This is a genomic window from Vibrio sp. Isolate23 (genome assembly GCF_022398095.1).
Lineage (GTDB): Bacteria > Pseudomonadota > Gammaproteobacteria > Enterobacterales > Vibrionaceae > Vibrio > Vibrio coralliilyticus_A.
On record NZ_JAKEUV010000001.1, the window covers coordinates 1,304,187 to 1,316,197 of the forward strand.

Consider the following 12,011-nt stretch of genomic DNA (forward strand, 5'->3'; position numbering starts at 1 on the left):
TAAGCTTATGTTTTGCAGCACAACTGGCTGAGTTTGTTAACTTCACGTTATATAGTTACAGCTAACAAATCGAGAGTGATCATGTTACGCGCAACGAATTTTAACCGGACGATGTTATTGGCGAGTGCCCTGAGTTGGCTGCTCGTTTCTCTGATGCCGGTCATAAATGCGCACGGCTCAAACGCAGGAGTTTGGGCAACGTTATGTACCATCAATGGTTTCGAGCTGGTTCAGGTCGAAGAAGGTAAACCGGAAACTCAGCACGGCAAGCCTTGTCCATTCAGTCACTTTTCTTCTTTCCATCAGGATTCACTTCCAACACCACCTTACTTTACACGACAGTCGTATGTGAGTGATGAAGCGTATGCTTTTTTGGCTCTAAGCGTTCGCTATCAGCTTGCACTCCCACGCGCGCCGCCTTTGTTTATTGCTTGATATAAAAATAAAATAATTAAATAAGGCATAGCGCCTCACTGTAAAGTCTACGTTCAGCAAACACTATTGAATGATTAATTCGGATTGAATTCGAAGGGTTTTGCTGCGCGCAATAAAAAGGAAATTGTAATGTTGGGTAGTCAAACTCAGACTTCACCTAAGGAATCTTTGCGCCTATCTTCAGATAAGGCTCGAACCAAATCACGCTACTTCATGACTTGGCGCTGGCACTTTTATGCTGGCCTTTATGTGATCCCATTTATGCTTATGCTCAGCCTGACAGGGCTAGTCATGCTATTTGATGATGAAATCGAACAAGCTCGATATCAGGATGAGTTGGTTGTTATGCCTGAATCTTCAAAAGTTCCGGTTTCGCAGCAGCTAGAAAGCGTTCGAGCTAGTTACCCATCTGGGCAAGTTACTCAGTATATCCCTGCTGCTGAAGCCAACCTGGTCAATAAGTTCAGTGTACGTCTGGAAGATGGCACCTCGGTGTTTGCCACCGTGAATCCCTATAGTGGTCAGGTATTAGGTGAAATAGATCGCAGTGACAGCTGGTATCAGCTTGCGAATGAAATCCATGGAACCTTGTTGATTGGCCAATGGGGTGATTACTTAATCGAGGTTTCTGCAAGCTTGAGTATCTTACTTTTGGTAACGGGCATCTATTTATGGTTACCACGGGACAATGCAAGTAAAGCGGGATTTCTGAAACTGCGCTTTACATCGGGGACACGTATCTTGATGCGCGATCTGCACGCGAACTTGGGTGGTGTGTTGTCGGTTGTGTTGCTGTTTTTTGTCATCTCAGGTTTGGCTTGGGCTGGCGTTTGGGGCAGCAAGCTGGTTCAGGCGTGGAATACGTTTCCTACGTACTACACTTGGGGCGATAAGCCAGAGTCACAGCTGACTCACGCTGACCTCAACCACGGTAGTGAGGAAGAAATGCCATGGAACTTAGAACAGGCTCCGTTACCTGAATCAAAGGGGCATGTTCATGGCAGCGAAGATCATACTCATCATGAACATAGCTCGTATGATATCAGTCAGAGTATCGGCATCGATTCGATAGTCGAGCAAGCACAGCGCCTTGGTTTTACTCAGTTCAATCTCTTTTTACCTCAGTCTGAAACGGGTGTGTATACGCTAGCAGCGAATTCTATGGCGGGCGACATTAGCGATCCGAGAAAAGACAAAACCACTCACATAGACCAGTATACAGGTGAAGTGTTGGTGGATGTGACATGGGAAGACTACAGTTTGTTCGCTAAATTTATGGCAGCAGGCGTGTCTTTGCACCAAGGGGATGTCAGCGTGGTGAACAAGATACTCAATGTTTTGTTTTGTGTAGCGTTCATCTCTATTTCCATCACTGGTATTGTGATGTGGTGGATCAGAAGGCCATCAGGCAAGACTCGAGTCGGTATTCCGCCTCGCTTTGAAAGTGATGGTATCTGGAAGGTAGGTGCCATTACACTCGCTATGGTTGCAGTCTTTTTCCCGCTAGCAGCGGTGACTATCGTGCTCTTTGGAGTGATTGACTGGTTTGTTTTCCGGCAGAAAATGGAAACGTCAGCAGCCTAGTACAACAACAAAAAAGGCCACCTATTGGTGGCCTGATTCACGTATGGCTTGGTTATTTTACTGACCAGTCGATGGTCTCACCAGCGCGAATTGGCACGACAATGTCCTGACCAAATGGCATTGATTCTGCAACTGCCCATTCTTCTTTAGTGAGCTTCACGGTATCTGAGTTACGCGGTAAACCATAGAAGTCAGGGCCATTGTGGCTCGCAAATGCTTCAAGGTTCTCTAACTTACCCTCAAGCTCAAACACTTCTGCATAAAGCTCTAACGCTGCGTGAGCAGTATATGAACCAGCGCAGCCACATGCTGCTTCCTTCATACCTTTCGCATGAGGAGCGGAATCTGTACCTAAGAAAAACTTCTTACTACCGCTGGTTGCAGCTTCAATTAGCGCTTTTTGGTGGGTGTTGCGCTTAAGAATCGGTAGGCAATAGAAGTGAGGTTTAATTCCACCAACCAACATGTGGTTGCGGTTGTATAGCAGGTGGTGAGCTGTGATGGTTGCTGCAACATTATCGTTGGCGTTTTTAACAAAAGTGGCCGCATCTGCCGTTGTGATGTGCTCAAGTACGATCTTCAATTCTGGGAAATCATTGACGATGGGCGCCAAAACCGTATCTAGAAACTCTTTTTCACGGTCAAAAATATCGACATCATGAGTCGTCACTTCACCGTGGACCAGAAGTAGCATGCCAACTTCCTGCATTGCTTCAAGCACATGGTAGATGTTTTTAGCAGAAGTCACACCAGAATCAGAGTTGGTTGTTGCACCAGCAGGGTAGAGCTTGGCCGCCACCACTTTACCTGAAGCTCTTGCTTTGCGAATTTCATCGGGTGAAGTGTTATCCGTCAGATACAACGCCATCAAGGGCTCAAATTGTTCGCTTGGTTTTTCTGCCATGATGCGCTCACGATAAGCGAGTGCCATTTCAGTGTCGGTAACGGGTGGGACTGTGTTTGGCATGATTAGCGCTCGACCATTGTAGCGGCTGATGTCGCGGACGGTATCTGTTAGAACATCACCATCGCGTAAGTGAACATGCCAGTCGTCAGGACGAGTGATCGTAAGTGTTGTCATTATTGCTCCCACCATAATAATAAGTTGTCTGATTGGAGCCTAAGCATCAACGAAAACTGTGAAGGCAAACGCTTACGCTTAGGCGACAGGATGATAGTGCAAAGTGCCTTTTAATGCATCTGTTTTTTACTTTTGAAGTGGGTTGGAAGAAAGAAAAGGGCTAATCCGTTAACCCTGAAATATCGGATTTTCATATTCCGTTATACAACACAACAATGTTTGGAGTACCGCATCTGGGATAATGCGGTAAATCCATACTAGCGAGGCTCTACATTAGAACAAGTTAATTTAATGGGTTCTTACATAAGGGAGTGGGGTGTTAACAGTTTTCAAGACAAAGACATATTTCGACATCTTCATGGCGTCGCTTTAGCCTTCATTACATAGTTGATAAAATGCTGAGTTGATTTTCTGATCGGTACGCGCATCTTGGTGAAACATCTTGTTAGATAGTCGGGTATAATTGCAGCAAATAACAACGCTCAGGAATAGCAATGTCAGCTCCAACTCTGTCTCAAATCAACGTTTTCCCAGTTAAATCCTTAGGCGGTATCAGCCAATCTTCTGCTTGGGTAGAAAAGCAAGGTCTGATGTTTGACCGTCGCTTTATGCTTGCTTTGTCCGATGGTTCCATGGTGACGGCACGTAAGTATCCGCATATGGTTAAAGTTCAGTCGAGCTTGACGCCAGATGGTTTAATTTTTGTTGCTGAAGGCAAACCGCCGCTTCGCTTAAAGTACTCAGATTTTAAAATGCAGGAAGCGCTTGCTCGGGTATGGAAAGATAATTTCACCGCGTATACTACAACGGACGAAGCGGACGACTGGTTCAGTGATGTATTGCAGCAGAGAGTAGAGCTGCTGTTTTCAGGCGAGCAATCAAAGCGAGTACGAGAGAAAGTTGGGGGTAATGTCAGCTTTGCCGACGGTTATCCAATGCTTGTGATTGGTCAGGGTTCTTTGGACGAACTAAACCGCCGCAGCCCTGAACAACATTCTATGGACCAATTCCGTGCAAACCTGATTGTTTCTACGACTGAGGCGTTTGAGGAAGACAGCTGGAAGCTAATTCGTATTGGGGAAGTGGAGTTTGAAGCGGTGAAAGCGTGTGAGCGTTGCATCCTGACAACAGTCGACGTTGACAAAGGCGAATTCAGACCAAGCAAAGAGCCACTCAACACATTATCCCAGTTTCGCGCCAATGAACGAGGTGGCGTTTTCTTCGGTCAAAACTTAGTCGCTAAGAATGAAGGTATGGTTCGCCAGGGAGATGTGGTGGAAGTCCTTGAGTACAAAGAGAAAGAGTTCTATCCAGACAACACTCCGGAAAAATTGGTGATGACGTGTGTTGAACGTGAAGAGATTGCTCGTGACTTTGTGACATTTTGGCTAGAGCCAGAACACGGCACGGCTCCTGTCTACCAACCCGGTCAGCACTTACCGATTTCAGTTGATATCGATGGTGAAAAAGTCGCGCGTCGCTATACGCTCTCTTCCAGTCCTTCAAGGCCTGGGCGGTTGGCTATTTCTGTCAAACGTATTGATGGTGGGCGAGTATCTAACTGGCTGAACGACAACCTGAAAGTCGGTGATACGTTAGCTTGCGAAAACCCTGATGGCAGCTTCCACCTTGGAGACAAACACGATCAACCCATTTTGCTCTTGTCTGCGGGGAGTGGTGTGACCCCTATGCTGTCCATGTTGAGGTACCTCTCTGATCACGATCAGGCTGATGATGTCACCTTTTATCACCAGTGTCGTAGCATTGAAGATATCCCATGCAAAGAAGAGTTAGATAGCTACAAACGCCAACACCCTGGATTGAGAGTCTTGATCGCATTGTCTCAACCGCCTGTGGATTGGTTCGGCTTAAAAGGACGTTTGACTAGCGCGCACTTAAAGCAGATCGAAAATGTTGAGCAAAGGCAGGTCTTTGTATGCGGACCTGATGGCTTTATGGAACAGGCGAAAACTCTCTTGCTGAAGAAAGGGTTACCGGAGGAGTGCTATCACCAAGAAGCGTTCGGTGTTTCTCAAACCAATCTGCAACCACTTAAAGAGCTTCAGTTAAGTGTTAATGGCAACATCTTTACGGGCAATAACCAAAAGCCGTTGTTAGAGCAAGCGGAAGATGCTGGGGTAGCTATTGCTCATAGCTGCCGCGCTGGTTTGTGTGGTGCATGTAAGGTGACGGTTGAATCAGGAAAAGTTCACCAACCAGATGTACCAGGGCTACAAGATCACGAAAAGAACATGGGCGTTGCTTTAGCATGTTGTTGTATCCCTGAAACGGATATTGAAGTGGTGAACTAAATCTAGCTCTATAAAAGGTAAAAGCCCCGAATCAATGATTCGGGGCTTTTTTTAGTGTGAATACTTTGTTTCATTTGTATTTGGATCGTATTCATCAGTCTGAGCCAACTGACGTGTCGTAACTCAGTGATATAATGATATTAAAAACAATAGGATAGTGTAACTGTCCGATCGGACAGGTTTTGTATTAAACTTGATACTAAATGGTGGATTAGAGTGAAAAATATAGACATAGCCAATCAAATCGGCTCTGATTATTTAGAACGAAAGTAGAGGAGACTACTTTCCCTTATTGATGTGGTTTAATATGCCCACCGAGTAGGGCTCTTGTCACCGCTTGGCAGCGGTTGGTCGCTCCGAGTTTCTTACACGCATTACTCAGGTGAAACTTAACGGTTCGTTCAGTGCAATCAACGAGCTCTGCAATTTCTAAAGCACTTTTTCCATCGGCGGCCCAAGTCAGGCATTCAATTTCCCTGTTAGTTAACATCGCTTGAGAGTGCTTAGTTTGTGAAGTCAAAGGCAAGTGCGGTAAGTTCTGTACAATGAGCGGGACAATCAACTGAGTAAACAGTAATGCATCAGGATTAGCGGGGTGAGCAATAACGTCTGATGTGGCGAAACTAAGAATACCCACTTCACCATTTAATCCATGAATGGGGATACTGATACCTTGTTCTATTCCTTGAATATGCGATAAGGAATAAAGCGCCTGGCTGTGAACATCTATTTGTTTGGCTGATTCCCAAACGCTAGGCATACAGTTTGATGCGCCAAAATTGCAAATAGGATCAACATACATTAATTCAAGATTGCATGAATCTTTACGGCATTCGTCCGGAAAGTTATCTACAACGATAAATCGACCATTTTTAATATGTGGGTCAAACGATACACCAAGTACAAAATACTCGCTGTTTACAATCGTGTTTAACTGATCCAGCAATCTGACCATTGAGTCAATAGAATCAATGGTTTGGTAGTTATCTATCAGACGTAAAATTTCTTTCATTTAGTGCTATTAACGCCGCTTTTTATTACTTATAACAAATTACATTCGAGTTATGTAATATTTTTCTCATGTTAAAAGTGAGAGTGGGGAATTTTTAAGCATATTAGTGACAAGAATAGAAAAAGGCGCGATATGCGCCTTTTCTTTATTTTACAACTTGAAGAACAGTGTCGTTTTCTTTGGCGTAGGACTCTATTTCTTTCGGTGGTTTTCTATCGGTAATAATGAGATCAACATCAGCGATAGTGCCTAGCTTTACCATGGCATTACGGCCAAATTTACTGTGGTCTACGCCTAGAAATACTGAGCGGCTGTTTTCAATAATTGCACGTTTGACACGAACTTCGTGATAGTCGAAGTCGAGTAATGAGCCGTCATAGTCAATGCCTGAAATACCTAGAATGCCAAAATCTAGGCGGAACTGAGAGATGAAATCGAGGGTTGCTTCACCTGTGACACCTCCGTCTTTACCGCGAACTTCACCACCGGCTAGAATAACCTTGAAATCCGGTTTAGACATTAGAATTGTTGCTACATTGATATTGTTGGTTACGATGCGTAGGTTATGATGTTTTCCTAGCAGGGCACGGGCGACTGCTTCCGGGGTCGTACCAATATCAATGAATAAGGTTGCGCCATCAGGGATGTGCTTGACCAGTTCCAGCGCAATTTGGCCTTTTTCCTTCTGATAGGAAATTTGGCGAGTTTGATAAGAGGAGTTCTCGGAACTGGAGGCGATCGTCGCCCCGCCATGATTTCGGCGAATTTTGTTTTCATCAGCGAGTTCGTTGAGATCACGACGAATGGTTTGCGGACTCACGTCAAAACGCTCGACTAACTCATCAGTGCTCACAAAACCTTGAGTTTGCACCAGCTCGATGATTTCTTGGTGACGCTTGATGGCTTTCACTAACAATATCCTTGTCTGTTGGAATAAAGCAATTCTACGGTTTGAGGAACGCAAAGCAATGATTTATGAGCGGAACTGGCTGATTAAGGTTCGTTTTAAGAAAATGTTCACATAAACGAACATAAAAATGATCCGTTTTTGAGTTGGGTGCTTCGGTTGCGATTGTGGCTTTTGGCGAACATTCATACTGGCTTAACTTTTTGCAGACTTTGTTCTACCTTCGGCTTTCGTTTTATTTGTGACAGTATGACGCCAGAGATCACCATAATACCGCCCATCAGGTGGTAACTCTGAATATTTTCTCCTAGCAAAGTAGCCGCTAATGATACGGCGACGACAGGCAGTAAATTCATGAACATCGCACTCGAATCCGCACCTATAGCATCAATCGCTTTTACCCACATCCAAGGCGCGAGAATCGATGCGGCAATGGAGGCGTAGGCGATAAGGGAGAAGGCTCCCTTTGTAGGAGTGAGATGATTACTAGAAAGCCAAAGAGGCGCGAGCATGATGACTGCAAAGATCCCTTGCATATAGATGAGTGTCCAGTTAGACAAAGGCATCTTCCAGCGTTTTATCAGTACACAGTAAGCTGCGTAGCAACAAGCCGCTAAAACCATCAATGCATCACCTTGAGTCACATTTTGATGTAAAAAGAAAGCTATGTCCCCTTGTCCGAGCATAAAAGATAAACCTGCAAGTGAAATGACACCACCAATGATGCTTAGAAGAGAGACTTTTTTATCGAGTAACGGCACGCTCATAAATACACTGAGAAGTGGTACTAATGCGGTGATCAAAGCCATATTAGATGCAGTCGTAGTAAGGCCTGCGTAATAACCCAGCGATTGGTTTAACACCATACCTAGCATGGCTAGAAATGCGAGTTTGCTTAAATATGGTTTGATGATAGGCCATTGTTTAATCACTTTCGGTAAGCAAAAAGGTGTGAGCACTAGCATGGCAAAAAACCAACGAAAGAAGCTCATCGCACTAGGCTCGATAACGGAAGCTGCCATCTTGTTGATGATCGAATTCCCTCCCCAGATGAAAACGGTAAGTAGTGGAAGTAAGTAGATCATGTGAGCCTCATCTCAAAGTGAACAGTAGAAGTGAGTTTGACAGGTCTGTATGATTGTAGATATCTCTTAAAAGACATCGGGCGCGACAGGAAGACAAATTTGAGAAAATCGGCCAAACACCTTCACCCATCTCTATCAATAGATAAAGCTCCATCAGATGTATTTATGAATTTTGAAGCTTTCTTATCCAATACAGAGACGCGAATGCATAGCCACCCATGGGGGCAGGTGCAACTGATCAGTGGTGGTATTCTTGAAATGGAGGCCGAAGGAACTCGTTTTCTTGCTCCCCCCCATTTAGCCATCTGGGTTCCAGCAGGTGTGATGCATACCAGTTACAACAGAAAGCCACTATCCTACTGTTCCTTGAATATCGCTCAGGAGCTTACTACGCATTTTCCAGACTGTACTAGCTTGATCAAAATTACGCCGATTGTGTCATCGATTGTCGATGACTTTCGTCAACGAGACATTAATGTTGCCCAAACGGATCAAGATAAGCGTCTTGTGCAAGTCCTTTTAGATCAATTGGCAACTCGTGATACTCAGCATCACTTTTTGCCTTCTTCAGACAACAAATATCTGGCGAGAATATTGGCGGCAGTAGAAGAGAACCCGATTGATAATACCAGCCTCTCTGAATGGGCAGAGAAGGTTCATACCACTGAGCGCACATTAGCACGCCATTGTCAGTCTGAACTGGGAATGAGCTTTACAGAGTGGAGGTTGAGAGTACGTTATTTGTATTCGATGGACTTGTTGCGCAAAGGGCATTCAGTAAAAGAAGTGGCATTAACCTTGGGCTACAATCAAGCCAGCCCGTTTATCGCAATGTTCAAAAAATACTCCGGGCAGACCCCGGAGCAGTATAAGAGTAAGCTGTTATAGCTTTTTGATGATGAAATCCAATCCGCCTACAATGGCCGCAACTTGAGCATCGTTACACTCTTCGTCGGTTACTTTAGGGCTATCAGGGTAGACTTCAGTAGTGGTGCCGTAAGTGCAGTTGGTTACACCGCCACACAGGCCAAGTTTTACCATCGGGTAATTGATGACGCCATCCTGTACAACGGCTGAACCGATGATTTCGCCTTTTTCATCAGCGGGAGCAATATGAGTCACTTTTCTAACTGATTCAATCACCGCTGCCTGAAACTCAGGTTGAGGGTTTTTAGTATCACCTACTGTGTAGAAGCCATCTGGAATCATACCTTCGATATACTCAATGCCATCACGGGCAGCCAGAGCAGGTCTGAACTCGGTTTCATCCGTGTTTGTAGTCTCATGCAAATCAATATGAACCAATATATCTTGTCCTATTGAAGCCACAAGCGCTCTTAGATTGGCGGATTCTTCCGCTGGGCTGTTTTCATAGAAAGAGCGGTTTGGATCAATCGCTAATGGGTTCCAGCGATTGATTGTCTCGTAACCCCATGGGCTGACACATGGTGCGATGATGATGTTGAAGTGCTCAGCGTATTTTTCCATCTGAGTGTCAGCAAATTTGAGTGCACCATGAACGCCGCTGGTTTCGTAGCCATGAACCCCACCTGTCACCAGAGCAACGGGTTTTGTACTGTCCCAATTTTTACTTTTAATGCAAAAAAGTGGGTAGCGGCTTGGGTCGTAGGAGAGAGCACCATACTGTTCGATATCGAACCTTTCTTGTAGGGCTTGAATCTTTGGAACCACTTCTTGTTGGTATTCTCGTTTGATACTGGTTTGTTCACGCCAAGCTTGACGCTCTGATTCTTGCCATTTTTGGCCTGGTGTTCCGATAGGGTAAGAGTAAGAACTATGCATTACTTTGCCTATGTTTGTTATGGGATGTGGGCGACAGCATAAAACGCCCATTTTGGGGAAGCAATCAATATAAGTTCAGCCAATAACCGGAGTGTTGTTATTGACGCATTACTGACGAGAATTCGGTTTAAGTTCGATGTGGTCAATGTTACATTTGGTTACATGTCTTGTTTCTAAGAGAAAACAAATGGCGGGTGCGAGTCTGTTAACCCTGTTAGATGACATCGCTACGGTGTTGGATGATGTCGCTTTGATGTCCAAAGTAGCAGCGAAAAAAACCGCTGGTGTACTAGGTGACGATCTGGCATTGAACGCACAACAAGTATCTGGTGTTGCTGCAGAGCGTGAAATTCCTATCGTATGGAGCGTTGCTAAAGGCTCGTTTAGAAATAAATTGATTTTAGTTCCAGCAGCACTCTTGATGAGCTCTATTGCCCCTTGGCTTATTATGCCATTGCTTCTTTTGGGTGGTTTGTTTCTCTGTTTTGAAGGCGCGGAAAAGCTGGCTGAGAAGCTTTTTCATTCAAATGAAGAAGGTGATACAGGTGATGAATTACCGACGGGTTCTGTTGCGGAGTATGAAAAGCGTAAAGTGGCAGGCGCAATTAGAACCGATTTTATCTTATCTGCGGAAATTATCGTTATTGCCCTTGGAACGGTTCAAGGACATTCCATGTTGACCCAAATAATGGTGGTCAGCTTAATTGCGGTTTTAATGACTATTGGTGTTTATGGCCTTGTGGCAGGTATTGTTAAATTGGATGATCTTGGCTTTTATCTTAACCGTATTTCAAAAGGGACAGGTTTCATGGCATGGATTGGTAGAGGTTTAATTATCTTTGCGCCAAAGTTAATGAAGTTCTTAACGGTAGTGGGTACTGCCGCGATGTTTTTAGTGGGAGGGGGGATTGTTGTTCACAACGTGCCTGTCGTTCACCATTGGATTGAGCCCGTATTACTCAATTTGCCAAGTTTAACCTTAGCGAAAGCACTTTTCCCTTCTATTCTCAACGGCCTAATTGGTGTCCTAGCGGGCATGGTGCTTGTACTTTTATGGGGTGTCATTAGAAAGCTTCTTCGACGTAGTTAGCCATTTATTCTACATCGTGTTGCTGGTGAGTGACTTCTTGCAGTGCTTCAACCAGCATTTCACTGCTTTGAGCACCTGAAATTAAGTGTTTGCGATCAATAATGATCGCTGGTACTGCGTTTATCCCAGCTTCAAGCCATTGCTGCTCTGTTGAGGATACGGTCTCTTTCCAACTCGTGTCTGAAAGTACAGCCTCACAGGTGCCTCTATTTAGTCCAAGGGATTCAGCAATATCTAACAAAGTCTCCGTGTCACTCACATCTTTACCATCCGTAAAGTAGGCGTGGAACATGGCGATTTCTAGGTCGAGTTGTAATCCTTGCGATTGTGACCAAAGCAAGAGCTGATGTGCTTTCCGAGTATTATAAATTCTCATTTCATCTGTGAAATTAAACTCAAACCCCAATTCTTGGCCTAAATCAGTGATGGTCTGACGAGCGGCAATACTCGCTTCTAAAGACGTACCGTATTTATCCGCCAAATGTTCTCTTAGGTTTTGCCCTTCCGGCTTCATTGCAGGGTTAAGCTCGAATGGGTGCCAGTGAATCTCTGCCTCAATAGTGTCTGATAGTGTCATTAAAGCTTGCTCCAGCCTTTTGTACCCGATGATGCACCACGGGCAAACCACATCTGACACTATGTCTATCCGAACATTTTTCATGATTGACGCCTTTCTTTACTTACTACTTCATTATAGTGAGT

At 44.6% G+C, this 12,011-nt stretch carries 11 protein-coding genes; 5 read left to right on the forward strand and 6 right to left on the reverse strand.

All coding sequences use genetic code 11. From position 1 onward, the window contains the following. Positions 1 to 81 precede the first annotated feature (81 nt). Complete coding sequence (locus L1D31_RS05820; RefSeq protein WP_239836103.1) at positions 82 to 435, forward strand: hypothetical protein; 354 nt, start codon at positions 82 to 84, stop codon at positions 433 to 435. Positions 436 to 564: 129 nt separating this feature from the next. Further along, positions 565 to 2,019 carry a PepSY domain-containing protein gene (locus tag L1D31_RS05825; RefSeq protein WP_239836104.1) on the forward strand — a complete coding sequence of 485 codons (1,455 nt, stop codon included), beginning with the start codon at positions 565 to 567 and terminating at the stop codon, positions 2,017 to 2,019. Positions 2,020 to 2,071: 52 nt separating this feature from the next. On the opposite strand, the gene pyrC is transcribed toward L1D31_RS05825, so the two are convergent. Beyond that, a complete protein-coding gene (gene pyrC, locus L1D31_RS05830) occupies positions 2,072 to 3,100 on the reverse strand; it encodes a dihydroorotase (protein WP_239836105.1) in 1,029 nt (342 codons plus the stop codon). 494 nt (positions 3,101 to 3,594) lie between these two features. On the opposite strand from pyrC, the gene L1D31_RS05835 reads away from it, so the two are divergent. Continuing rightward, on the forward strand, positions 3,595 to 5,412 hold the full coding sequence (locus L1D31_RS05835) for a hybrid-cluster NAD(P)-dependent oxidoreductase (protein WP_239836106.1): 1,818 nt from the start codon (positions 3,595 to 3,597) through the stop codon (positions 5,410 to 5,412). Positions 5,413 to 5,701: 289 nt separating this feature from the next. Here the strand turns inward: L1D31_RS05835 and L1D31_RS05840 are convergent, their stop codons facing one another. The 3 genes from L1D31_RS05840 to L1D31_RS05850 all read right to left on the reverse strand — a co-directional run bounded on the left by L1D31_RS05840 (position 5,702) and on the right by L1D31_RS05850 (position 8,416). After that, positions 5,702 to 6,424 carry a LuxR family transcriptional regulator gene (locus tag L1D31_RS05840; RefSeq protein WP_239836107.1) on the reverse strand — a complete coding sequence of 241 codons (723 nt, stop codon included), beginning with the start codon at positions 6,422 to 6,424 and terminating at the stop codon, positions 5,702 to 5,704. A gap of 145 nt (positions 6,425 to 6,569) precedes the next feature. Then, a complete protein-coding gene (locus tag L1D31_RS05845; RefSeq protein ID WP_239836108.1) occupies positions 6,570 to 7,334 on the reverse strand; it encodes a DeoR/GlpR family transcriptional regulator in 765 nt (254 codons plus the stop codon). A gap of 182 nt (positions 7,335 to 7,516) precedes the next feature. Further along, positions 7,517 to 8,416, reverse strand: a complete 900-nt coding sequence (locus L1D31_RS05850) for a DMT family transporter (RefSeq protein ID WP_239836109.1) — start codon at positions 8,414 to 8,416, stop codon at positions 7,517 to 7,519. Positions 8,417 to 8,515: 99 nt separating this feature from the next. Between L1D31_RS05850 and L1D31_RS05855 the strand changes: the two genes are divergently transcribed. Then, the gene (locus tag L1D31_RS05855) at positions 8,516 to 9,304 is read left to right on the forward strand and encodes a helix-turn-helix transcriptional regulator (protein ID WP_239836110.1); all 789 of its coding nucleotides are present in this window, start codon (positions 8,516 to 8,518) and stop codon (positions 9,302 to 9,304) included. On the opposite strand, the gene L1D31_RS05860 is transcribed toward L1D31_RS05855, so the two are convergent. Continuing rightward, positions 9,299 to 10,219, reverse strand: a complete 921-nt coding sequence (locus L1D31_RS05860; protein WP_239836111.1) for a M14 family metallocarboxypeptidase — start codon at positions 10,217 to 10,219, stop codon at positions 9,299 to 9,301. The two genes, L1D31_RS05855 and L1D31_RS05860, sit on opposite strands and share 6 nt — an antisense overlap. 187 nt (positions 10,220 to 10,406) lie before the next feature. On the opposite strand from L1D31_RS05860, the gene L1D31_RS05865 reads away from it, so the two are divergent. Continuing rightward, positions 10,407 to 11,309 carry a DUF808 domain-containing protein gene (locus L1D31_RS05865; RefSeq protein ID WP_239836112.1) on the forward strand — a complete coding sequence of 301 codons (903 nt, stop codon included), beginning with the start codon at positions 10,407 to 10,409 and terminating at the stop codon, positions 11,307 to 11,309. A 4-nt stretch (positions 11,310 to 11,313) separates the two neighbouring features. Here L1D31_RS05865 and L1D31_RS05870 read toward each other — a convergent pair whose 3' ends face one another. Continuing rightward, the gene (locus tag L1D31_RS05870; protein ID WP_239836113.1) at positions 11,314 to 11,970 is read right to left on the reverse strand and encodes a DsbA family oxidoreductase; all 657 of its coding nucleotides are present in this window, start codon (positions 11,968 to 11,970) and stop codon (positions 11,314 to 11,316) included. Positions 11,971 to 12,011 lie beyond the last annotated feature (41 nt).